Annotated in this window: 23 protein-coding genes; 16 read left to right on the top strand and 7 right to left on the bottom strand. The window is 69.2% G+C overall.

Annotated elements, in window-relative coordinates:
* The first annotated feature begins 52 nt into the window (after positions 1-52).
* Positions 53-883: a tyrosine-protein phosphatase gene (locus tag ABJK40_RS04805; RefSeq protein ID WP_348478499.1), complete on the top strand. Its 831-nt coding sequence runs from the start codon at positions 53-55 to the stop codon at positions 881-883.
* Positions 884-937: 54 nt separating this feature from the next.
* On the opposite strand, the gene ABJK40_RS04800 is transcribed toward ABJK40_RS04805, so the two are convergent.
* Together ABJK40_RS04800 and ABJK40_RS04795 are read right to left on the bottom strand one after the other, a co-directional pair.
* Positions 938-1783: a peptidylprolyl isomerase gene (locus ABJK40_RS04800; protein ID WP_348510172.1), complete on the bottom strand. Its 846-nt coding sequence runs from the start codon at positions 1781-1783 to the stop codon at positions 938-940.
* Position 1784: 1 nt separating this feature from the next.
* Positions 1785-2111, bottom strand: a complete 327-nt coding sequence (locus tag ABJK40_RS04795) for a hypothetical protein (RefSeq protein WP_348482844.1) — start codon at positions 2109-2111, stop codon at positions 1785-1787.
* A gap of 133 nt (positions 2112-2244) precedes the next feature.
* Between ABJK40_RS04795 and ABJK40_RS04790 the strand changes: the two genes are divergently transcribed.
* From ABJK40_RS04790 to ABJK40_RS04735, 12 genes are all read left to right on the top strand, one after another.
* Entirely contained in the window at positions 2245-2487 is a 243-nt protein-coding gene (locus tag ABJK40_RS04790) for a MoaD/ThiS family protein (RefSeq protein ID WP_348482843.1), read from the top strand.
* The gene (locus ABJK40_RS04785) at positions 2484-2993 is read left to right on the top strand and encodes a hypothetical protein (RefSeq protein WP_348482842.1); all 510 of its coding nucleotides are present in this window, start codon (positions 2484-2486) and stop codon (positions 2991-2993) included. Before ABJK40_RS04790 ends, ABJK40_RS04785 begins: the two co-directional genes overlap by 4 nt.
* An 18-nt stretch (positions 2994-3011) precedes the next feature.
* A complete protein-coding gene (locus ABJK40_RS04780; protein WP_348482841.1) occupies positions 3012-4340 on the top strand; it encodes a glycosyltransferase in 1329 nt (442 codons plus the stop codon).
* Entirely contained in the window at positions 4333-4848 is a 516-nt protein-coding gene (locus ABJK40_RS04775; RefSeq protein WP_348482840.1) for a YbjN domain-containing protein, read from the top strand. Before ABJK40_RS04780 ends, ABJK40_RS04775 begins: the two co-directional genes overlap by 8 nt.
* 294 nt (positions 4849-5142) lie before the next feature.
* A complete protein-coding gene (gene proC, locus ABJK40_RS04770; protein WP_348482839.1) occupies positions 5143-5928 on the top strand; it encodes a pyrroline-5-carboxylate reductase in 786 nt (261 codons plus the stop codon).
* 293 nt (positions 5929-6221) lie between these two features.
* Positions 6222-7112, top strand: coding sequence for an SAM-dependent chlorinase/fluorinase (locus ABJK40_RS04765; RefSeq protein ID WP_348482838.1), 891 nt, complete (start codon positions 6222-6224; stop codon positions 7110-7112).
* Between the two features lie 116 nt (positions 7113-7228).
* The gene (locus ABJK40_RS04760; protein WP_348482837.1) at positions 7229-8722 is read left to right on the top strand and encodes an AMP-binding protein; all 1494 of its coding nucleotides are present in this window, start codon (positions 7229-7231) and stop codon (positions 8720-8722) included.
* Positions 8723-8832: 110 nt separating this feature from the next.
* Entirely contained in the window at positions 8833-9564 is a 732-nt protein-coding gene (locus ABJK40_RS04755; RefSeq protein WP_348482836.1) for a redox-sensing transcriptional repressor Rex, read from the top strand.
* Positions 9565-9575: 11 nt separating this feature from the next.
* On the top strand, positions 9576-10835 hold the full coding sequence (locus tag ABJK40_RS04750) for a glutamyl-tRNA reductase (RefSeq protein ID WP_348482835.1): 1260 nt from the start codon (positions 9576-9578) through the stop codon (positions 10833-10835).
* A 22-nt stretch (positions 10836-10857) separates the two neighbouring features.
* Complete coding sequence (hemC, locus tag ABJK40_RS04745; RefSeq protein WP_348482834.1) at positions 10858-11739, top strand: hydroxymethylbilane synthase; 882 nt, start codon at positions 10858-10860, stop codon at positions 11737-11739.
* Complete coding sequence (locus tag ABJK40_RS04740; RefSeq protein WP_348482833.1) at positions 11736-12512, top strand: uroporphyrinogen-III synthase; 777 nt, start codon at positions 11736-11738, stop codon at positions 12510-12512. Before hemC ends, ABJK40_RS04740 begins: the two co-directional genes overlap by 4 nt.
* Positions 12513-12607: 95 nt before the next feature.
* Positions 12608-15055, top strand: a complete 2448-nt coding sequence (locus ABJK40_RS04735; RefSeq protein WP_348482832.1) for a choice-of-anchor D domain-containing protein — start codon at positions 12608-12610, stop codon at positions 15053-15055.
* Positions 15056-15082: 27 nt separating this feature from the next.
* Here ABJK40_RS04735 and ABJK40_RS04730 read toward each other — a convergent pair whose 3' ends face one another.
* Complete coding sequence (locus ABJK40_RS04730; protein ID WP_348482831.1) at positions 15083-16336, bottom strand: hypothetical protein; 1254 nt, start codon at positions 16334-16336, stop codon at positions 15083-15085.
* A 180-nt stretch (positions 16337-16516) separates the two neighbouring features.
* Between ABJK40_RS04730 and hemB the strand changes: the two genes are divergently transcribed.
* The 3 genes from hemB (at position 16517) to ABJK40_RS04715 (ending at position 19869) form a co-directional block, all read left to right on the top strand.
* Positions 16517-17518: a porphobilinogen synthase gene (hemB, locus tag ABJK40_RS04725; RefSeq protein WP_348482830.1), complete on the top strand. Its 1002-nt coding sequence runs from the start codon at positions 16517-16519 to the stop codon at positions 17516-17518.
* A 43-nt stretch (positions 17519-17561) separates the two neighbouring features.
* Entirely contained in the window at positions 17562-18920 is a 1359-nt protein-coding gene (locus ABJK40_RS04720; RefSeq protein WP_348482829.1) for a glutamate-1-semialdehyde 2,1-aminomutase, read from the top strand.
* A gap of 187 nt (positions 18921-19107) precedes the next feature.
* Positions 19108-19869 (top strand): hypothetical protein, encoded by a 762-nt coding sequence (locus ABJK40_RS04715; protein WP_348482828.1) that lies wholly within the window; start codon positions 19108-19110, stop codon positions 19867-19869.
* A 32-nt stretch (positions 19870-19901) separates the two neighbouring features.
* On the opposite strand, the gene ABJK40_RS04710 is transcribed toward ABJK40_RS04715, so the two are convergent.
* The 4 genes from ABJK40_RS04710 to ABJK40_RS04695 form a co-directional block, all read right to left on the bottom strand.
* Entirely contained in the window at positions 19902-20939 is a 1038-nt protein-coding gene (locus ABJK40_RS04710; protein ID WP_348510171.1) for an FAD-dependent oxidoreductase, read from the bottom strand.
* Between the two features lie 96 nt (positions 20940-21035).
* Positions 21036-21896, bottom strand: a complete 861-nt coding sequence (locus ABJK40_RS04705; RefSeq protein WP_348482826.1) for an alpha/beta fold hydrolase — start codon at positions 21894-21896, stop codon at positions 21036-21038.
* Positions 21896-22732 (bottom strand): hypothetical protein, encoded by an 837-nt coding sequence (locus tag ABJK40_RS04700; RefSeq protein ID WP_348482825.1) that lies wholly within the window; start codon positions 22730-22732, stop codon positions 21896-21898. Before ABJK40_RS04700 ends, ABJK40_RS04705 begins: the two co-directional genes overlap by 1 nt.
* Entirely contained in the window at positions 22732-23697 is a 966-nt protein-coding gene (locus ABJK40_RS04695) for an NAD-dependent epimerase/dehydratase family protein (protein ID WP_348482824.1), read from the bottom strand. Before ABJK40_RS04695 ends, ABJK40_RS04700 begins: the two co-directional genes overlap by 1 nt.
* Positions 23698-23751: the final 54 nt, after the last annotated feature.

Here is a 23751-nt window from a genome sequence, read left to right as displayed (position 1 = left end):
CAACGTCGCCGAGTTCAACTCACGTTCATCGACGGCTGGTTACGTGTTCGCCATGACGAGCACGCTCGAGACGACACCCGAGACGGACAGCGCCGAGCGGGGCGGCATCGACGTGACCATCGTCGACGACCCCGATCGCCTGGTCGTCCTCGACGGCGTGCACAACTTCCGTGACCTCGGGGGCTACGCGATGGGCGACGGCCGGACCATCGGCTGGGGCCGCCTCTACCGGGCCGACGGCCTCCACCGGCTGAGCGACGACGACCTCGACCTGCTCGACGCGATCGGCATCCGCACCGTCATCGACCTGCGCACGGCCGCCGAGATCGATCAGTACGGCACGTTCCCCTTCGAGCGCCACCCGGTCGCCTTCCATTCGTTGTCGATCATCGACGCCACGTGGCACGATGCCCACGTCCCCACCTTCGACGAGTCGGAGCAGGGCGAGGTCGATTTCCTCACCTGGGCGTATCGCGACATGCTCGCCGTCGGAGGCGCCCGGTTCGCCCAGGCGATCCGTCAACTCGCGGTCCCCGCTGCCGTTCCTGCGGTGTTCCACTGTGCGGCGGGCAAGGATCGCACGGGTGTGCTCGCGGCCCTCGTACTCGGCGGGCTGGGAGTCGACCGCGACGTGATCGTGGCCGACTACGGCCTCACCCGGGCCGGGATGGAACGGATGCGGACGTGGGTCGAGTCGAACCATCCCGAGATGGCCGCCCGGATGAACGAGACCCCCTCGTTCATGCTGGCTGCGCATCCGCAGGCGATGGCCAACACACTCGACGAACTCGTGTCCGAGCACGGTTCGATCCGCAACTACCTCGCCACCATCGGCGTCGGCGAGGCGATCCTCGACGCACTCGCCGACGCACTCACCGACTGAGCCGTCGCCGACCGGAAACGTCCGACGGTGCGGGGCACCGTCGGACGATCGTGGTCAGGACTGTGTGATCCGAACCGACTCGATCCGCAGTTCGGTCGCCGGCGGAACGCCGCTCGGGTCGACGGACGCCTGGGAGTTCATCGTCTCCACCACGCCGAGGTCGTCGGCGGGCACCTGACCGAACAGGTTGTACAACGGCGGCAACTGGACTCCGCTCGCGCCCGTGATGATGAAGAACTGGCTTCCGTTGGTGTCCGGGCCGCTGTTGGCCATCGCGATCGAACCGACCTCGTACTGCCCCGCAGCCGGAAGTTCGTCAGGGAACGAGTAGCCCGGGCCACCGGTGCCCGTGGCGGTGGGATCGCCGCACTGCACGACGAAGTCCTCGATGATCCGGTGACAGACGGTGTCGTCGAAGTAGTTGTTCCGAGCCAGGAAGACGAAGCTGTTCACCGTTTCGGGAGCGATCGACTGGTCGAGATCGATGGTGATCGTTCCGGCGCTCGTGGTGACGGTGGCGGTGTAGACCGCGCCGTCCTCGAGACACATCGACGGCGCGGCGTCGAACGACCGCGTCGGCTCGTCGGTGTCGGGGAGCGGCTCACAGTTCCCGTCGATCGGACCCAGACCGTCGACCGCTGCTCCGTCCTCGGCAGCGTCACCCTCTGCAGCATCGTCCTCGACGACGGTGACGGCGGTGGCATCGGTGACGTCGGCATCGCCGTCCCCGGTGGTGCCGGTCTCGTCGTCGTCGGTCGGCTGGGTGTCGGAGGATGCCGACTCGGACTGGTCGCTGACCACGTCGGCATCGGAGTCACCGCAGGCAGCGGCGACGAGGCCCAGCGCCACCACGCCGACGGCCAGTCGACGTCGGGCGGGGTGTCGGCTCGAGACGATCACGTCAGCCCTCACCCTCGGCGACGGTGTCCGCTGGTGCATCCACGACCGAATCGACGACGGAATCGCCAACCGGATCGACGGAATCGACGGGATCGGTCTGGGCCGGTGCCACCTCGGTCGGGACGACGACGTCGTCCGGTACGACGGGGTCGTCGTCGGAGTCGACGAAGAATCGCCCGGCGACAGCGACGATGACGAACACCGCGACGATGGCGCCACCGATCAGCAGCGAGAGTCGGATCGTGCGCGACTTCGCCTTCTCGCGAGCAGCTTCCTGTTCCCGGCGTGCCTTGTTGGCCTTCTGGCGTTCTCTCTTTTCGGTTCCCACAGTGGCCCGACGATATCGGCCCGGTCGTGGTCGCACGGGTCAACGCCCGGCCGCCCGACAGGGTCCCTCGGGAGGGGGTGAGTTCACCCGGGGGCGTCGACGTGATCGGGGAGCCGTTGGTTAGATTGTCGTCGTGGCCAAAGTACGTCTGTTCGCATCGGCTCGCGTTGCTGCGGGCCATGGAACCGACGTGATCGACGCCGCCACCGTGGCCGACGTGTTGGAAGTGGCGCGCGATCGGTACGGCGAGCAGTTCACCGACGTACTGTCCACGTGCAGGATCTGGGTCAACGGCGAGGATGCGGGGCTCGACACAGCAGTCGGGCCCGACGACGAGGTGGCGGTCCTGCCACCCGTCTCAGGAGGAGCGACATGAGCGACGAATCAACAGCGAGCGGCAGCGCCCAGGAAGTGGACCCGGCCTCGTACTCACTCGACGAACTGCGGGCTCTGCGCACCGAGTTGCAACAGCGCGACGACGTCGTGTCCTACGCGCGTCGGGTCGCTCAGGCGCGACTCGACCTGGTCCGGTCCGAGGTCAGCCGTCGCGAGTCCGACGGGGACGTGAGCGACGACGTCGCCGACGTGCTCTCCCAGCAGCTCACCGGAGGTCCGGCTCGACCCCCGCGGCCCGCCGAGGACCTGAGCGACGACGCCCTGTCGGCCGAACTCGACTCGATCTGCGCCGAGCATCACTACGGCCGGATGGAGGAGCTCGACGAGGCCGAACTCGCCACGCTCGCCGATGCGATCGACGAGTTCGAACGCCGGGTCTCCCAGGATCGTCGTGAACGCTTCGACCGGCTCGATGCCTTGAGTGCCGAACTGGTCCGCCGGTACCGCGACGGCGAGGCCACCGTCGATTCGTTGCTCGACGACTGAGCGACCGTTCCGTCGCGAATGCCCGAAGTCCGTTCGTCCGAGGTCGTCGGCGCGGTCGGGTCGCGTCCACGACGCGTGGCGGTGATCTCGTTGCACACCTCTCCACTGCTGCAGCCCGGCTCGGGCGACAGCGGCGGGATGAACGTGTACGTGCGCGAGCTGATGTCGTCGCTGTCGCAGTCCGGTGTCGAGTGCGTCACCTTCACGCGGGCCGACCGCGAAGGACTCGAGCCCGAGGTGTTCGTCGAACCGAATCACCGTGTGGTGCACATCGAGGCCGGCCCGCACCACCTCCCCAAAGAGGCGCTGGCCGACATCTCCGACCAGTTCTGTGCGGGGGTGATGCGGTGGTTCGCCGAGAACGGTCCTCCCGACGTGATCCACGGCAACTACTGGCTGAGCGGCGTCGTCGGGCACCACCTGAAGCACGCGTTGAACGTTCCGTTCGTGTCCACGTTCCACACGCTGGCCCGCGTGAAGGCCGAGGGCGGCGACCCCGAGCCGCTGTGGCGCGACCGGGCCGAGGCCGAGATCATCCGGTGTTCCGACGCGATCTGTGTCAGTTGTGTGGAGGAGGAGGAGCAGTTCCGCCGCCTGTACGGCCACCCCCACGGTCGCATCGAGATCATCGCGCCGGGCGTGGAGCACGCGTTCTTCGCGCCCGGCGACCGCGGTGGCGCCCGCCACGCTCTCGGCATGGATCGGGAGACCCCGCTGATCGTCTTCGTCGGACGGATCCAGCCGCTGAAGGGTCCCGACGTGGCGATCCAGGCGCTCGCCGGTCTGCACCGTCTCGGGCACGGCGAGGCGCGGTTGCTGATCGTCGGCGGAGCCTCGGGTCGCCAGGGTGGTGACGAGGCCGAGCGGGTCCACGATCTCGTCGACGAACTCGATCTCCACGATCACGTCGAGTTCGTCGCCCCGCAGCCGCATCACATCCTCTCCACCTACTACCGGGCCGCCGACATCGTCATCGTGCCCAGCCGGTCGGAGAGCTTCGGCCTCGTGGCGCTCGAGGCCGCCGCATGCGGGACGCCGGTGGTGGCGAGCGCCGTGGGTGGGCTGCTGAGCCTCGTCGACGACGGCGAGACCGGCCGGTTGATCGTCGGACGCAACCCGGCCGACTACGCGGTCGCGATGGCGGAGATCCTGAGCGACGACGAGATGCGGGCCTCGATGGGCAAAGCGGCCGTCGCGCGGGCGAGCGACTACACGTGGCGAGCCGCGGCACACCGCCTCGCCGATCTCTACGACGATCTGATCGGTCACGATCTGGTGAGCTGCCGCGACGCCCACCCCGAACTGAAGCCCGAACCGAGCACGACACGAGGAGCCGACGATGAGTGACGATCCGAACGCGAGCGCCCGGGGCGACGATGCCGATCTCGATGCGGACGCCCTCAGCGGTGGAGAACTCGCCGTGCTGGAGCGGCGACTCGACGAGTGGATCGCCGAACTCGATTCCGAGCACGAACACATCGTGGCCGTGGACCGCGATGCAGACGTCGCACGTCGCTGGTACGTGCGGATGCGCGGCGAGGAGAAGGACTTCACGACCGTGTGGCTCACGCTCGGCCAACGCACGCTGCGCTACGAGAGCTACGTCATGCCGGCGCCGGAGGAGAACGAGCGCGATCTCTACGAGAACCTGTTGCGACGCAACGAGCGTCTCGTCGGCGTGCACTTCTCCATCGGCGACGAGGACGCGATCTTCCTCCGCGGCGTCCTGCCGGCCCACGCGGTGGTCAGGGCCGACGTCGACCGGATCCTCGGCACCGTCTACGCCACGGTCGAGCAGACGTTCACGGCGCTTCTCCGCATCGGTTACGCCAGCCGCTTCACCGACGAGTCCTAGCGACCCCGGAGTCGACGGGACCGGGTCCGACCACTCCGCCCGCACCGACCGGACCACCTGACCCGGCGCAGCGTCCGGCGGCGGCCCGGTCGGCGTTTTCCCGTCTCGTGGATCGACGACCCACTGAAGGGATGCCCGGGTGGGTGCATCTCGGGGGAGTCGGTTCTCCCGCACCCGCCCGGGTCATCGCCGAGACGCCGGGAAGCGCGATGCTCCGGACATGGCCGTCGCCGGTCTCGACTCGGCCGCGCTCGCACGCCTCGACCGGGGGCACAGGCGTCTACGGTTCGGGCGATGAGTGTCGACGTGGTGATGATCGGTGGCGGGAACATGGGTGCGGCGCTGCTCGGCGGGATGATCGCATCCGGCCGCTTCCCCCCGGCGTCACTGGCCGTCGTGGAACGGATCGACGAGCGTCGTGAGGAACTCACCGAGATGTTCCCCGGCGTCCTGATCGCCGCCGAACTCCCGTCCGCGTCGGGAGCCGTGATCGCCGTCAAACCCGACGGGGTCGGCGACGCCGTGCGTGGTGCGGTCGCCGCTGGAGCGACCCGCATCCTGTCGATCGCGGCGGGCGTGACCCTCGCAGCCCTCGACGCCGCGGCGGGACCCGGCGTGGCGGTGGTGCGCGCCATGCCGAACACGCCGGCTCTCGTCGGCAAGGGGGCGTCGGCGATCGCCGGGGGAGCGGCGGCGGGTGACGCCGACCTCGATTGGGCGACCGGCATCCTGGGGTCGGTGGGAATCGTCGAACGGCTCGACGAACCGCTGCTCGACGCGTTCACCGGCGTGGCCGGGTCGGGCCCGGCCTACGTCTTCCTCTTCGCCGAGGCGCTCACGTCGGCCGCGGTGGCCGAGGGGCTTCCCGCCGACGTCGCCGAACGGGTCGTCGCCCAACTGCTGATCGGTTCGGCGACCCTGCTCGACCGGGATCGCGACGCCACCAGACTCCGCGTGAACGTCACGTCTCCCGGTGGCACGACGGCGGCCGGGCTCGCCCGCTTCGAGGCCGCGGGTTTCGAGTCGATCGTGGCCGACGTGGTGCGCGCCGCCACGCGACGGAGCCGCGAACTCGGTTGATCGAGGTCGACCCGTCGACGTCCGCTCGGAGTCGTCCGGACGTCGACGAGAGTTACATCGATGTTTTTCGGATGTGCCCCTTTTCACATGGCCGATTCACCCCTATCCTCTGGCTCGTGGAGACGCGTTCGGTCGTCCGCCGGTGACGGTGGCCGATCGGACAGCGCCGGCAGGGCTGGTGCCTTCGGGGGGTTGGCGCCAGCCCTTGCCGCGTCCAGGGGGCGTCGCGACGGTCCGGGCGATCGACACGACCGGACGACCCGGTCGGCCGACGGGGTAGCTTCGACCTCCCCATGGGACGCCGGTACGACACCATCTCCTTCCTGTCCGACTACGGAACCGACGACGAGTTCGTCGGAGTGGTCAAGTCGGTGATCCGCGATCTCGCACCGCACGCCACCGTGATCGACCTCACTCACGGCATCAAGCCCTTCGACGTGCGCGCCGGGTCGCTGGCGCTCGCCCGGTCGATCAGCTACGTGGCGTCGGGCGTGATCGTGGCCGTCGTCGACCCGGGTGTGGGCACTGCGCGCCGTGCCATCGCCGTCGAGGTTGCCGACGGAGAAGGTGTGCTCGTCGGACCCGACAACGGGGTCCTCGCGCCGGCGGTGGCCATGGCCGGTGGTGCCGGACGCGCCGTGTCGTTGACCAACCTCGAGTACCAGCTCGAGGCCCCGGGCACCACCTTCGACGGACGCGACGTGTTCGCGCCCGCGGCCGCTCACCTGTGCAACGGGGTGGACCTGTACGACCTCGGTGAGCCGGTCGATGCCGACGTCCTCTTCCCGGGCCTGGTCCCGCTTCCGCAGATCGACGACTCGACGGTCATCGCCCAGGCGTTGTGGACCGACCGCTTCGGCAACGTGCAGTTGAACGTCGGGCCCGACGACCTCCCCGCCACGTTCGGTGACGTCGTCGGACTCCGGATCAGTGCGCCGGCCGATGCGAGCGGTGGCACGAGTCGCGTCGCCACCCGTGCGTCGTCGTTCGCCGCGGTCGGTGCGGGCGCCGTCGCACTCGTCGTCGACGCGAACGGGATGCTGGCGATCGTGATGAACCAGCGGTCGGCGGCCGAGGAACTCGGCGTGGACGACGGCGACCAGGTCGTGATCAGCCCACTCGACGACGACGCTGCAGGCGGCGACGTCGTCGCGCCGGTGAGTGTCGACCTCACGAGGCGTTAGCGTCTCCGGGCGATGCGCCCCGCTGTCTCGCTCACCCTCGGTCTCCTGCTCGCCGCGATCCTGATCGCCGGCATCGTCTCGCTGCTCCGACTCTGAGCCAGGCGTCCCACCACCCCATGAATCTCGCACGCGTCATCGAAGGTCACGATCCCGAGTCCACGGCCTTGATCAGCCGCGGACGTCCGACCACGTACGGCGAGTTGTACGGCCAGATCGAACGACTGCGCGGCGGACTGTCGGCCATCGGTGTGGGTGACGGGGATCGCGTCGCGGTGCTGTGCAGCAACTCGCGTCACTTCGTCATCACGTACTTCGCCACGCTCGGCCTGGGCGCCGTGGTGGTGCCGCTCAACCCGCTCAGCCCGGCCCGCGAGTTGGAGTCCGAGATCTCGAACGTGTCGGCCAAGGTCGTCGTGATCGAGAAGGTCAGCACAGCGACGTGGAGCAACGTCGACCGACTCGCGGTCCCGTCGGTCCGCACCGTCGTGTCGTGCGACCCGTCGAGCGCTCCCGAAGGTGCCGTTCCGATCGGCGAACTCCTCGCCGCAGCCCCGGTCGACCTGGTGGACGTCGAGCCCGATCATCTCGCCACGTTGATCTTCACCAGCGGAACGGCGGGTCGGCCGCGTGCGGCGATGCTCACGCACGGCAACCTGGCGGCGAACCGTGAGCAGAGCCTCTCGTCGGGCGACCACGTCGACGCCTCCGACGTGCTCTACACGGTGCTGCCGCTGTTCCACATCTTCGGACTCAACGTGGCGATGACGATGGGTCTGTCGGTGGGAGCCACCGTCCTGCTCGACCAGCGCTTCGACCCGACCACGGCGATCGACATGATCACCGAGTACGGCGTGACGGTGCTGCCCGGCTCGCCGTCGATGTGGTCGGCCTTCGCCTCCTTCGATCAACTCGACGGCAGCGAGTTCTCGACCGTTCGTCTCGCCCTCTCGGGTGCCGCGCGACTCCCGATCGCCACCGCCCGACTGATGCGCGACCGGTTCGGTCTCGATATCTACGAGGGCTACGGGCTCACCGAGGCCTCGCCGATCGTCACGTCGTCGACCGGTGCCGACGTTCGCTTCGGCTCGGTCGGGCGGGTGCTCGACGGTGTCCGCGTCCGTCTCGTCAACGCCGACGGTGACATCCCGGCCGGCGACGTCGGCGAGATCTGGGTGCAGGGCCCCAACGTGTTCGCCGGCTACTTCCGTGACGCCGACGCCACCGACGCGGTGCTCACCGAGGACGGCTGGCTGAAGACCGGCGACATGGCCACCGTCGACGACGACGGATTCCTGTGGCTCGTCGACCGAGCCAAGGACCTCGTGATCGTGTCCGGCTTCAACGTCTTCCCGGCCGAGGTCGAAGACGTGCTGCACGAGCACCCCGACGTCGTCGAGGCCGGGGTCATCGGGGTTCCCCACCCGCACACCGGCGAGGCCGTGAAGGCGTTCGTGGTCGCAGTCGACGGATCCGACGTCGACGAGGAGTCGCTGGTCGAGTTCTGTCTCGATCACCTGGCGCGCTACAAGTGCCCGAACAAGATCGAGTTCGTCGACGAACTCCCCCGCAACGCCAGCGGGAAGCTCGTCCGTCGCGAACTCGCCCTCTGAACCATTCGCCGCCGCCGCCGCCCCGGCGCCGAGCAGGACCGAGGAGCTCGGATCGGGTCTGAGACTTTCGTTACAGAGAACGAAAAGCGAGGGCACAGCTTTGTGAAAGCGTGCACAAGCGTCATAGGTTGGAACCCGTGGCTGGCCAGAGGACTCGACGCAGGATCCCGGAAGCAACGGTCGCGCGACTCCCCGTCTACCTCCAGTTGCTGTCGGACCAGTTCGACGCCGAGGTCACCAACATCTCCTCCGAGCAACTCGCCGCACTCGGCGGCGTCAACGCCGCCAAGGTCCGCAAGGACCTGTCCTACCTCGGCAGCTACGGCACGCGCGGCGTGGGCTACGACGTCGAGTTCCTGATCTTCCAGATCAAGCGTGAACTCGGTCTGACCCACGACTGGCACGTCGTCATCGTCGGCGCCGGCAACCTGGGCCAGGCCCTCTCGGGCTACGGCGGATTCGGCGAGCGAGGTTTCCCCGTCGGCGGCATCGTCGACGTCTCGCCCGACAAGATCGGACGCGCGATCGGTGGCGTACGCGTCCGCCACGTCGACGAACTCGCCCAGATCGTGCAGTCCCGCGACATCTCGATCGGCGTGATCGCCACGCCCGGACCCTCCGCCCAGGAGGCGGCCGATTCACTCGTCGCAGCGGGGATCACGAGCATCTTGAACTTCGCCCCGGCGATCATCACCGCACCGCACGGGATCAGCGTCCGCAAGGTCGACCTCGCCGTCGAACTGCAGATCCTGAGCTATCACGAGCAGCGCCGGGTGAACGCCCGCACGGCAACGACGTTGAAGGCGGTCCCCGGCCAGCGCGGCCGGGGGGCGTCGGCGTAGGCTGGCATCGCATGTCCCTGCTCGTCGTCGGAGTCAACCATCGCAGCGGTCCGCTGCCGTTGCTCGAACGACTGACCATCGCACCCGAGGATCTCGCCAAGCGCGTGTCGGGACTCGCGCAGCGCGACAACATCCGCGAAGCAGTGGTCCTCTCCACGTGCAACCGCACCGAGGTCTACGTGGTCGCCGAGAGGTTCCACGGCGCCTACTCCGACGTGTGCGAGTTCCTGTGCGAGCTCGGTGGACTCGACGCCGACGAACTGTCGCCGCACATCTTCAGCAGGCACGAGACCGCCGCGGTCGAGCACCTCTTCGAAGTGGCCGCGGGGCTCGACTCCGCCGTGCTCGGAGAAGGCGAGATCCTCGGCCAGATCCGCAACGCGTGGGACGTGGCGCTCGAGGAATCGGCCGCCCGTGCTTCGCTCAACCTGCTGATGCGGTCAGCGGTCGAGACCGGCAAGCGCGCACGTACCGAGACGGCGATCGGGCGGGGCACCGCCTCGGTCAGTCACGCAGCGGTGGAGATGCTCGCCGACGTGGTCGGTGACCTCCGTGGCAAGCGTGTCACCGTCATCGGGGCGGGGTCGATGGGTGAAGGCGTTGCCGTCGCCCTGCACAAGGCCGGTGGTGCAGAGATCTGCGTGGTCAACCGTTCGCCCGAACGCGGCGCCGCGCTCGCCCAACGGGTCGGTGCCGTCGCGGTCGGGTTCGACGGCCTCGACGCAGCCTTGGCGTCGGCTGACGTGGTCGTCGCATCGACCGGCTCGGGCGAACCGGTGATCACCGCCGAGTTGCTGACCCGTGCCCGGATCGACTGCGACCGCCCGCTGCACATCATCGACATCGCCGTTCCTCGCGACGTCGACCCATCGGTTGCCGACCTCGACGGGATCGAGGTGCTCGATCTCGACGACCTGCGAGACTGGGCCGACCTGGGCCGGGCGAAGCGGGTCAAGGAAGCCGACCTGGTGCGTGCCATCGTGGTCGAGGAGGTCGAGAACTTCGCCGTCGAGCAGACCGCTCGACAGGCCGCGCCGCTCGTCGCCGCCATGCGCCAGGCCGCCGAAGCCGTCCGGGCCGCCGAGATCGAACGGTTCGCCAGTCGCCTCGCCGACCTGAGTGACGCCGACCGAGACGTGGTCGAAGCGCTGACCAAGGGCATCGTGTCGAAGCTGCTGCACGAGCCGTCCGTGCGCCTCAAGACCGACGCCGGCACGCCGCAGGGCGATCGCAACGCCGCGGCGGTGCGTGACCTGTTCGACCTCCGCTGACCGGTCGGTGCACCTCCAGGCCATGACCGACCTCCCGCCGCTGCGCCTCGCGACCCGAGGGTCGCGCCAGGCCCTCGCCCAGTCGAATGCCGTCGCCGGCCTCATCCGCGACCGCGGGGGCCGTGCCGTGGACCTCGTGGAGATCAGCACGATCGGGGACCGCACGCAGGGGGACAACGTCCCGCTCCACTCGATCGGTGGACAGGGAGTGTTCGTGAAGGAGGTGCAGCGCGCCGTCCTCGACGGTCGTGCCGACCTCGCCGTGCACTCGGCCAAGGACCTGCCGTCGGTCACCGAGGCCGGTCTCGTGCTCGCCGCGTTCACGGAGCGCCGATCCCCCAACGACGTCCTGATCGGGTCCACGCTCGCCGATCTGCCCATCGGCGCCACGGTGGCCACCGGCTCGGTCCGGCGACGGGCGCAGCTGGCGTCGGTCCGCCCCGACCTCCACTTCGTCGAGCTGCGCGGCAACATCGACAGCCGCCTCGACAAGATTCCCGCCGGTGGCGCGATCGTGATGGCGCTGGCCGCCCTCGAGATCCTCGGCCTCACCGACCGGATCAGCGAGGTGCTGGACTCCGATGCGTTCGTTCCCGCCGTCGGCCAGGGCTGCGTCGCCGTCGAATGCCGCATCGACGACGTCGAGACCGTGGCCGCGCTCGCAGCGGTCGATCACGCCGACACCCGATCGAGTGTCGAGGCCGAGCGAGCCTTCCTCGCGGAACTCGGGAGCGGTTGCTCGCTGCCCGTCGCCGGGCACGCAGTGGGCAACCGACTCCACGTCTTCCTCGCCGACCCGGATCGCAACGAGCACGTGAGCGACGTCGTGGCACTTCCCGCCGACGCGTCGAGGCTCGACGTCGCACGCCGCGCCGCTCGGTCGCTGCAGGAACGGCTGAGGTGAGTCCAGCGCCTCTCCGAGGAACGCCCTCCGGCGCACTGGCCGGATGCACCGTCGTCGTCACGCGGGAGCACGTCGGCGAACTCGGCCGACTGCTCGAAGCGGCGGGCGCGACCGTCGAACACGTGCCCCTCATCGAGATCGTCGACGTCGAGGGCCCACGACGCCAGCAGCTCGACGAGGCGATCGCCGAACGGCCCGACTGGGTGATCGTCACGTCGGCGGCCGGGGCCGATCGGGTCGCGGCCGCGAGGCGGTTCCCGGACGTGCGCCTCGCAGCCGTCGGCACGGCGACCGCCGAGCGCCTCGCACGGGTGGCCGGCCGCAGCGTGGATCTCGTGCCCCGACGGCAGATCGCCGCGAGCCTCGTCGAGGCCTTCGCGGTGTCGGTCGACGGGCCACAGAGTGTCGTGATCGCCCAGAGCGACATCGCAGGTGACGTCCTCGCCACCGGGCTCGCAGCTGCAGGACACGATGTCGACGTCCACACGGCGTACCGCACGGTGGTGCGCCGACCCGACGACATGGACCGGATGCGCCTGGCCGAGTCGGATGCCGTCGTGTTCGCCAGCGGCTCGGCAGCACGATCGTGGGCCGACGCGCTCGGCGATGAAGCAGCCGGGCTGCTCCCGGACATCGTCGTGGCGATCGGTCCGACCACCCGAGCGGTGGCGGAGGAATCCGGGCTCAAGGTCACGCACGAGGCTGCCGAACACTCCCTGGCAGGAATCATCGAGGAACTGACGGAGGCCTGGCGCGACCGCGTCGGGCGCTGACAGGTTCCCGGCCGATTCCTGGCAGACTTTCCGCCGAGAAGACGGCCCATCGGGTGAAGAACCCGGTGTGCCCACCGATCAAGACGAGGAGCAACGTGGCCGCAACCCGCCGCACCGGACGCACCAGGCGTCGGACGTTGGCCGGTTCGAGCGCGCTGTTCGCCGGATTGCTGCTGTCGACGAGTTCGAACGGGGTCGGCGCTCTGCCCGGTGTCACCCTCACGCAGGCCGAATTCGAAGCCGTCGCGCCGAGCGCTCACAGCGCCGTCGGGGACTCCGTGGGTGCGAGCCCGTCGGTCTCGGGCGATGGACGCTACGTCGTGTTCCACGGCGCACCCCCCGCCGAGGGCGACACGCGGATCGCCTCGGTGTACCTCACGGACCGTGACACGGGCGTGACGACCGAACTCAGTGCCGTCCCCGCAGGATTGCGGTCCGGCTCGACGATGTTCCCGGTGATCTCGGGTGACGGTTGCACCGTCTCGGCGGTGACCGAGATGGCACTCGACGTGTTCCGTGACGACGACACGGGTGCAAGGTGGGACGTCTACCGTTCGACGCTGCCGCACTGCGGCGGAACGATCGGCAACTGGGAGTTGGTGTCGAGCCGACCGGGCTCCGGCGGGCTCGCCCGCGACGACGTCACGCTCGCCTCTCCCACCACCTCACGCAGCGGCACGATCGTGGCCTACACGCACCCGGCCGACCACCTCTTCGAACCCGGTGCGATCACCACGATCTCCCTCGTCGACGTGACCGTGCCCGTCGACGCCCCCGGCCGCTCGCGCTTCGTTGCAGGTTCGCCGGCCGACTCGCCTGTCGACACCTTCGTCCACGGCGGGCTCGACCAGCCCTCGCTGTCGGCCGACGGAACGAGCATTGCGTATCGCTCCGATGCCACGTCGTCGGAGGCCGTCCCGGGATGGGCTCCGGGCGTGGTCGACGGCGGACCCGCGACGTCGCAGGTCTTCGTCTGGGACATCGACCAGCCCGACCCGTTCCTCGCAGTCGACCTGATCAGCGAACACCCCGACGGGACCCCGTCGTCGGGTGCTGGCGAGCCCGATCTGTCCCGCAACGGCATGAACGTCGCATTCACGTCGAACGACCGCGTCCTCGTCGACGCCACCTACCCGGACTGCGTCGACGGGTGCCCGACCCAGGTGTACGTCGCGGACCGCGACACCGACGACGACGGCGAGATCGGTGACGGTGACGCCACGGTGGTGTCGATGATCAGCGTTCGTGACGACACCGACCCCGGCGTGGCCGGTACCGGACCGTCGTCGCAACCGGCGATCTCCTCCGACGGCCAACTCGTCGCATTCGTCACCAAGGCGACCAACCTGCAACTGATCGAGGTGCCCGCCACGGGCAGCGGCGACGACGGCGACCTGTTGCTCGCCGAGGTGCGCAACGGGCGACTGTCGCGCCTCACCACCGCAGCGGACGGCGTGCTCCCCACCCAGGGTGTCCATGCGCATCCCGACATCAGCGACCTCGGCCGGACGGTCGTGTTCGACACCGCAGCCGCAACCGACCTGATCGGGCCCGACGCCGTACCCGGTCGCCAGGTCGTCGCCCGCTCCGGCACCCCGCTGCTCTCGCTCCCCGACGTCGACATGGGCACCACCCTCGTGGGGTTGCGCAGCGACGAGTGGCGGATCAACGTGATCAACGACGGGCCGTCGTCGTTCCAGCCGACGTCGGTCGTGGTCAGCAGTCCGCAGTTCCAGGTCAACGAAGAGACCACGACCTGCCTGCTCGCGGCGAGCGTCCCGGCCGGCGGGAGCTGCCAGGTCACGTTGTCCTACACGCCGGGGGCGCCCGGACCGTCGAGCGCCACGGTGACCGTCGCCGAAGAAGGCTTCGGCGCCACGTCGGTGTCCTCCGAGGTCCGAGGCGAAGGTGGCAACCCGGCTCTGCGGATCGAACCGGCCAGCGCCGACCTCGGCACCGTGGTCGTGGGCGAACCCAGCGTCGAGTTCGTGTTCGACCTGTCGAACATCGCCTTCGCGCCGACCACGATCACGTCCTTCGAGATCACCGGGACCCATGCGTCGGAGTTCGAGTTCACGAGCAACAACTGCGCCTTCCGACCACTCAACCCGCGAGCGATCTGCAGCGTCGGCGTCACGTTCACCCCGACCGACTCCGGGCGCCGCACCGCCCTCGTCGAACTCTCCACCGCCGACGACCAGTACACGACGATGATCCTGGCGGGCGACGGTGAGTTCGCTCCCGTGCTCGCCATCGACACCGAATCGGTCGACGCCGGCCGCGATTTCGTGGCCACCGGTTCCCAGTACCCGCCGAACACCGAGGTCACCATCGTGTTCGGCGACGGACCCAGTTCCTCCGTCACGGCGACCACCGACGAGAACGGCGACTTCACCGTGAGCGTCCCGGTCGACGCCGACGAGCGGGGCGGCAGTCGCACGATCGTGGTGCAGTCCTCCTCGGGCGCCGCCGCGAGTGCGCCCGTGAGGGTGCTGGAGGACCAACACCAGGTCGTCGGCCTTCCCGGCTTCGGCCTGGGCTGATCGACCCGGCCGGCTCGCCTCGGCGGGTCAGATCTCGTCGACGACGATGCGCAGGCCGGCGAGGTTGACGGCGTTGAAGCAGGTACCGGTACCAGGGTCACCGACGGTGTCGCACCGGACCTGGAACGTCACGTTGTCCTCCGGCTGCAGGCGGATCGGGGTGAGGCTCGGTTCGAAGACCGAGCCGCGGATGTTGGCCAGTGACCACACGTAGGCCTCCTCACCGTTGATCAACAGCGATGCTCGGCCGGCGTCGTTGTTCGCGTTCTCGATGCGCACCTCGGTGAGGTCGTAGATGGTGCCGGGCGGGACCGTGAACACGTCGTCGTTCGTCTCGAGTGCAGGAGGAGAGACGCTGAGACGCAGGAAGTCGGGCTCTCCGATCAGCTCGGAGGGATCCGGACTCGCCGCTCCGTCGGGGTCCTCGCCCTCGGCCAGTGTGGTGACGGGTGAGGCGACGTCGTTCCCCGCGGCGATCTCGTCGACGGCTGCGTCGAACTGGGACAATCGTTCGTCGACCTGATCGGCGGCAGCGTCGCGGATCTCGGGCCGGATCACGCCGAACCAGGCGCCGATGGCGGCACCGACGATCGCGGCAACGGCCAGCGCGCGGACGACCGAGGCCATCGACAACGTGGGCGGCTGCACCATCGACAACGACGCGGCAGACGGGTCGTGGCCGGGCTGCTCGGCCTCGATCTCGAAGTCCAGCTGCCGGGTCGCACGACGGAACACCCCGCGCCGGGCCTTCGCCTTGAGTCGCACGAGGCTGGCACCACCCGGCGCCACGCCCACGGCCGGGGGGTCGAAATCCCCGTCGACCCTGTTCGTCGGGTCGATGAGTCGCACGCGGCAGCTCGCCAGCCCGTTGCCGTGGTTCTCGACCATGAACTCGTAGTTGGCCCGGTGGCGGGCGCGGATCACCGGTTGGAGGGGGACGATCCGGCGGTCGTCGAACGACTGGACGTCGAGCGTGGTCTCGGCGACGATCGTGTCGTCGGGGACCGCGCTCGGGATGATCCGGACCCCGGTCACCGTGGGGCCTGCAGAGGTCGACGGAAGCTTCGGCGCCGCCACGGTCACGTCGATCACGTCGAGCGATCCGCCGAACAGGGTGATGCTGCCGCGGTCGACCGTGACCCAGTCGGCGTTCAGACCACTCGGCACGATCGTGTAGCTCTCGGTGGCATCGCCGAGGTTCTGGATCGACAGCTTGAGTTCGATCGACGAGCCGGGATCGATCGCGAGGTCGTCGTTGGAGAACCATGCTTGGACGGACACGGGTCGAAGTTACTCGCCTCTCACCGTCACATCAGGGCAATCGAGGCGGACCCGTCGCCCCGATCGCGCACCGAGTCGGACGGGTCGGCGCAGGGGACGACCAGCCACGGCGGGTTTTCCGACAACTCCTCGTCGGTCGTCGCTGGAGCCCGACGCCACCCCGGCCGTAGGCTCGGGTGGGTGAGTGCGCCGATCGACCGACCCCGACGACTGCGGCGATCGGCGGCCATGCGGGCGCTGGTGGCCGAGGTCCACCTCCGCGTCGACGACCTCGTCGCTCCGCTGTTCGTGCGCGAGGGCATCGATGAACCGCAGCCGATCGAGTCGCTGCCCGGGGTGGTCCAGCACACGCGTGAGTCGTTGCGTGCCGAGGTGGCCGAGCTGAAGGCCCTCGGAGTCAAGGCCGTGATCCTGTTCGGGGTCCCGGCCGAGAAGGACGCGGTCGGCAGCGGCGCCTACGACCCCGACGGCATCGTGCAGGTCGCACTGCGCGATCTCGTGTCCGACCACGGTGACGACATGGTGCTGATGGCCGACCTGTGCGTCGACGAGTACACGTCCCACGGGCACTGCGGCATCGTGGTCGACAACGGCCTCGGTGCTCTGGTCGTCGACAACGACGCCACCCTCGAGATCTATGCCAGGGCCGCGGTCGCGCAAGCCGATGCGGGCGCCCATGTCGTCGCCCCGAGCGGGATGATGGACGGGCAGGTCGCCGTGATCCGCGAGGCCCTCGACGATGCGGGCCACACCGAGGTGGCGATCCTCGCCTACTCGGCGAAGTATGCGAGCGCGCTGTACGGCCCGTTCCGCGATGCGGTCGACGTCACGATCGCCGACGACGGCGATCGCAAGGGCTACCAGCAGGACCACCGCAATGTCCGCGAAGCCATGCGCGAGGTCGAACTCGACATCGCCGAGGGGGCCGACATGGTGATGGTCAAGCCGGCGCTCGCGTATCTCGACGTGATCAGCGAAGTGGCGAACAGTGTCGACGTGCCGGTCGCGGCATATCACGTGAGCGGTGAGTACGCAATGATCCACGCTGCCGGCGAGCGGGGCTGGATCGATGCCGACGCCGTGGCACTCGAACACCTCACGGCGATCAAGCGCGCCGGAGCGAACATCATCCTCACCTACTTCACGCGCTGGTTCGCCGAGAGAGGTGTGGAGGGGGTCTGACCCACTCCACACCCCTGACCCACTCCACCGAACGGAGATCTCCATGACCCCATCCACCATCCCGCTGTGTGACCCCGAGGCGTGCGTCGCTGCCGGGTGCTCCCCGACCGTGTGTACCGGCGCCGGCGTGCCGAGCAACCACACGATGTTCGCCCGGTCGAAGGCCGTGATCCCCGGCGGCGTGAACTCGTCGATTCGGGCGTTCCGCAGCGTCGGCGGCGAGCCCTACGTCGTCGCCCGCGCCGAGGGCGCCACCGTCACCGACGTCGAAGGCACCACGTACTTCGACCTGGTGCAGAGCTATGGCGCGGTGATCCTGGGTCATGCACACCCCGCGATCACCGCTGCGGTCAGCGCGGCCGCAGCCGACGGCACCTCGTACGGAGCCCCCACGCCGCGTGAGATGAAGCTCGCCGAGGAGATGTCCGCCCGGGTGCCGAGCTGCGAGCGCGTCCGCCTGATGAACTCGGGCACCGAGGCGACGAGCACCGCGATCCGCCTCGCCCGTGGCGTCACCGGACGCGACCGGATCGTCACGTTCGCCGGAAACTTCCACGGCGCCACCGATGCGCTGCTGGTGGCCGGTGGGAGCGGCATCGCCACCCTCGGGTTGCCGGGAACGGCGGGCGTTCCGAACGCGTCGGTCGCCGAGACGATGGTCGCGCCCTACAACGTGGTGCCGGAGTTGACCGATCAGATCGCTGCGGTGATCGTCGAGCCCGTGGCGGCGAACATGGGCGTCGTCGCCCCGGTGCCCGGGTTCCTCGAGGGGCTGCGCGCCGAGTGCGACCGGGTCGGTGCGCTGCTGATCTTCGACGAGGTGATCACCGGTTTCCGTCTCGCACCCGGCGGCGCGCAGCAGCGTTACGACATCGTGCCCGACATCACCTGTTTCGGGAAGGTGATCGGAGGTGGTCTGCCGATCGGTTCCATCGGCGGCCGCGCCGACATCATGGAGAACCTGTCGCCCCTGGGCAAGGTGTTCCACGCCGGCACGCTCTCGGGCAACCCCCTGGCCACTGCGGCGGGACTTGCTGCGCTCGACCTGCTCACCGACGAGGCCTACATCGAGTTGCTCGCTCGCGCACGACGCTTGGCGGCTCTGCTGCGAGACGCGTGTGCGTCGGCGGGATTCCCGGCACGGTTCCCCGTGGTCGGAACGTTGATCGGCATGGTGTGCGGCGACGAGGCGGCGAACCCGGTGGAGAACTTCGACGACGCGAGGACGACCGACGAGGCCGCCTACGCACGGTTCTTCCAGGCGATGCTCGCCGAGGGGGTCGCAATGGCTCCCGGGGCGTACGAGGCGATCTTCGTCGGGCTCGCCCACACCGACGATGTCATCGACCGGATCGCCGACGCCGCCTCGCGCGCCGCCGCATTGGCCGTCCACACGGCCTGACCGAACAGCACCATCCCACGATGATCCAAACGGTGTCAGACACCGGATGACAGACGTTGCGACGGTCCGGTCCTCACGCCGTGTGATCCGGTGTCTGTCATCCGGTGTCTGACACCGTTTGGTGTTCGCCCGATTCTCGGGTGGGTGTGCCGCTCGCCGGGCGCGTCGGCTCGGTACCGTGAACCGGGTGAGACAGGTGTTGACGTTGCGGTTCGTGGCTGCCATCGCCGCGCTCGCGTTGCTCGCTGTCGGTGTCGATGCGGTGTTCGCGAGCGCCGATCAGCAGGGCTCGCTCGCCATCGCCGGCCCGTCGAACCGCGACGCCGACGGCAACGTGATCGAGCGTCGCATCGATGTGGTCGAATCGGCTCGGAGCATCACACGATCGGAGGACTTCGAGATCGGACCCGACGGCCGGACCGTCGGCGTGCTCGATGCGGTGCTCGACGAAGCCGGACTCAGGGTGCTGCGGGTGGCGCCGGGAACCCCGGGCGAGATCTCCTGCGGGGACATCGCCCTGCCCGATCGGTGCGTCGTGCTCGCCGACGTGCTCGGTGAAGCGGTCGTGTGGTTCGCGATCCTGCCCAAGGCGCCACGCGAGACCGTCGAGTTCCCGCCCATCGTCGACCTGCAGGAAGGCTACGCCCTCTTCGAGAACGGTTGGGAGATCCCGTATCCGCCGGTGATCGACCGCGACAGCGACGAGGGTGGTTCGTGTGCAGGCGAGGACATCCCCAGTTTCAGTGACTTCCTGCGTCGGTTCGGCCCGAACAGCACCACGATCGTCGACCTCGAGACCCGGCAGGTCTCACAGGTCCGGTGCGGCGGCGAGTACGTCCCGCCCGCGGAGGTCGAGGAGTACGACGGTGATCTGGACGCGACGTTCGTCCCGCCGTCGACGTCGATCGTCCCTCTGATCGACCCGGACGTCGAAGCGCCGGACGGCTGATTCCGACGAATCCGAACGGAGACGGGGCTCCCTCAGGAGAGCAGTGCGTGGGCGGCGGCCAGACCGGAGTTGTGGGCGCCCTCGACCTTCGGCCCCGCGAACGCGTCGCCGGCCATCACGATGGTCCCGTCTGCTGACGTCCAGCACGGATCGGGCCAGATCGAGCGCGGCGCGGCGAGACGCCACTTCTTCACCTGCGACTCGACGATCGATGCGTCACCGAGCCAGCGTCGGGCTTCGTGGACGAGGAGCTCGAGCAGGTCCTCCGCGTCGTCGTCCCAGTGTGCTTCGCTCCATTCGGGGTCGGCGTGGAAGGTGATCGCGTCGACGGGGCTGACGCCCTTGGACCGGTTGTCGCCGATGAATCCGAACACCTCGTCACCGCCCTGCACGGCACCGGTCGAGGGAAGCGCGGCAGGTCCGTCGAGGGTGGCGAGGAGACAGATCGTGCGGTCGTACTCGGTGCGCATCAGAGTCGAATCCATCTCGACGTCGCTGTCGACGAGCAGCGCCAGGGACTGGGGCAGCGGACAGGTGAGGATCACCGCGTCGCCGGCGCGCACCGTGGCGTCGTCGATCACGACCTCCCAGGGCGGGGCGGGATCGTCGCTCGGTGTCGAGGTGCGGCGCACGGTGAAGGCCATCGTCGAGGTCTCGATGGTGCACGAGGTGCCGTCGAGTCCTGTCGCGAGATCCTTCGCGAGCGAGTTCATCCCGCCCGTGGCGACGAAGCGCGGGTGACCGTCGGTGGCGTCGGGGTCGAAGCCGTGGTTCCACACGTCGAGGAGGCCTCGATCGAGCCAGTCGTCGACGCGGCGCTGGAAGGCCGGTGTCCGCACGGTGAAGAACTGTGCGCCGTGGTCGAGACGGGCATCGCCGATCCGACGCGTCGCGAGACGCCCACCGACGGAGCGGCCCTTGTCGACCACGACCACGTCGACTCCGGCCGCCACGAGTTCGTGGGCGGCGACGAGCCCGGCCATTCCGGCTCCCACGATCACGACCTTCACCGAGGAACGTCCATCGGTTCCGGCACGTGCGCGTCGGAGCAGACCGGACCGGGTGCGCATCGAGTCGGTCCGTCCGGTTCAGGAGAGATCGGACCGACTGGGGCCCACGTGGTGGAGGTCATCGGGCGAGTCTGGCCCGGCGGGAGTCGTCGTGCGTCACGCAGAACGCAGGTGGGGTCGCGCTGCCTCGCCGTCGGCCCGCGCCGTCCACGCGGCCTCGGCTCGACCGAGGAACTCGAGCAGCACCTTGTTGAACGTGGTGGCGTGCTCGACCATGAATCCGTGCGCCGCACCGCTGATCACGACGAGTTCCGCCGTGGGGATCCGTTCGGCGAGCTCCTCACTGTCCCCGCGTGGGGTCAAGATGTCCTGGTTGCCGCACAGCACGAGGACCGGGACCTCGATCGTCGCCAGTTCGTCCGCGTACGACACGTCGACGTTGAGGATCGCGTCGACCTGGTTGGCGAACGCGTGGGACGGGCGACCGAGTGCGAGTGGACCGAGCCAACCCATGGCGGGCAGGAACCGTCGGAACGAACGTGGACCGATCACCCACCGCACCGCTTCGGTGCTCATCGCGCCCATGCCGCCGGCGAGCGCGTTGTCCTTCCACGAGGTGAGCAGTTCCTCGCGCCACGGATGGTTGGCGCCTGCGGTGCACGCCAGCGTGACCGACCGCGTCCGCTCCGGGTACTTCACGGCGAGGATCTGACTGATCGCACCGCCCATCGACGCACCGACGACGTGTGCGGTGTCGATGCCCGCATGGTCCAGCACGGCGATCGCGTCGTCGGCCATCTGTTCGAGGGTGTACTCCCCGTGCGGCTTGTCGCTTCGCCCCGCGCCCCGGTTGTCGAGGGCGATGCCGTGGTACCACGGCGCAGTCGCCAGGCGCTGGAGTGCCCAACCGGACTTGCCGGCCCCGAGCCCCTGGATGAAGAGCACGGGTGCACCCTTCGGGTTCCCGGTCTTGGCGTAGTGGATCCGCGTACCGTCGCCGGCGCGTACGTAGGTCATCAGTGGGCTCCGATTCCGCTGAGCGGCAACCAGTCGAGCGGGGTGCCCGTGACGATGTCGCCCATCTCGTCGAGGAGACCGCGAATCTCCTGGCGGATCCGATCGGCCAACTCGAGTTCGCTCAACGGGCCGCGACGTGCGCGCGGTGGCCGGGTCGGCGTGCCGATCTCCACTCGCGCACGTCGGGAGAACGGGCTCGACGTGGTGCCGGCAGGAAAGATCCGCGTGCCGGTCGCCAGCGCTGCGCCGATGATGGAGTGGTCGACCGGACCGACGCCGCGACTTCCGCGGGCGCTGGCGGCACCGAGGACGACGATCTCGTCGGCGCGCAGTGCTCCGGCGATCTCGTCGGGATGTTCGAGGAGGCCGCCGATGCGGCGATCGAAGGAGTGCAGGACCGGGATCGGGCTCCGACCGACGAACCGGACGGGTCGGTCGATGGCTTCGCTGATCGCGAACGCCGTGAACACGGTGCTCGCGGCCCACGACGGAGCGTTGACGACCACGAGCGCACCGGCGCGCTTGGGCAGTCGCTGGTCGCCTCCCGTGGCGACGTCCCAGCGGATCTGCGCGAGCAACATCATGTTGCGCACGAGCATCGGGTCGCGGCCCCAGTCGTCGGTCGCGTGCGAGGGCTCTTCCGTGAGGCGACGGGTGGCGGCGAGCACGCCGTTGCTCGCCGCTTCGGCCAGTGCGTCGATCGCTCCGGTCATGACACGGTTCGTACGGGTGACGGTCCGCCCGAGCGAGCGACCGACACGTGCCTCGGTGTCGACCACGTGGTTCGCCTCGACCGGCAGGTCGACCACGGCGGCCAGCGGTGTGGATCGGGTCATCACGCGACCTGCTTGCGTGCCGGGTACCGGACGATGCTCGGCCAGCCGTAGAGGTGGTCGATCACTTCGGGCGTGGTCTCGAGCGGGACGACGCCGAGCAGCTCGCGCATCCTCCCGTTGTCGGCAAGGCGCCCGTGGATCAGCGTCTCGGCGACGTGGTCGGGGATGGGCGCACCGGCGAGGTGCGCCAGCCGTCGAGCGAGCACCCACTGTGGCCCGACCGTGGGGACGGGCACGCGACGGCCGCGCAGTGCGGCCTGGGAGACGCTGACCGAGTCGGACGCCACCACGTTCACCGGCTGAGCCAGGCGCTCGCGGGCGGCGGCGATGATCGCCCGTGCCGCATCGTTCTGGCGGATCACGGCGAACGACGGGTCACGCAACACGTTGAACGGCACGGCCGGGAGCCGCAGGAGTCGCCCGAGCGGTGACGGCACGTGCGGGCCGATCACCGGTGCGAGGCGCACGGCCCCCACGGTGACGCCGACACGTTCGGCCACGCTGGCAGCGGTTCGCTCGATGTCGGCGACCGTGCGACCCCACTCCGACGTGGGGCGGATCGGCGAGTCCTCGTCGGGGCGAGTGAGCGAATCACGTCCGTAGATCGTGATCGCGCTGCGGACCACTACGTGTTCGAGCGAGCGACACTCGGCTGCCGCGCCGAGGATCGAGGTGGCCGCACGATCGGTCAGTTCGGCCGCGAGACGGGGAGAGGCGCGCGCATTGGGTTCCCAGACGCCCACGTGGACGAGCACGTGCGGATCGAAGTCGATCACCGTGCTCACGATCCGGTCGTGCTCGTGTGGGTGGATCCGATGGAACGTCGTACGCTTGAACCGGCTCCGAGGAGGGTCTGCATCGATTCCCGCCAGGGCTCCCACCCACGGTTCGTCTTCGAGCAGGCTCGCGATCTGGGTGCCGAGTTCACCGCCCACCCCGCTCACGAACACCCGCTGACCCGCCATGAATTCTCACGATACTCACACCCGCCGCCGTTTCTTGGGCTCGCTCGTCGGCGG

The organism is Ilumatobacter sp. (genome assembly GCF_039969435.1).
Classification (GTDB): Bacteria; Actinomycetota; Acidimicrobiia; order Acidimicrobiales; family Ilumatobacteraceae; genus Ilumatobacter_A.
This window is presented reverse-complemented; position numbering and strand designations above follow the sequence as displayed.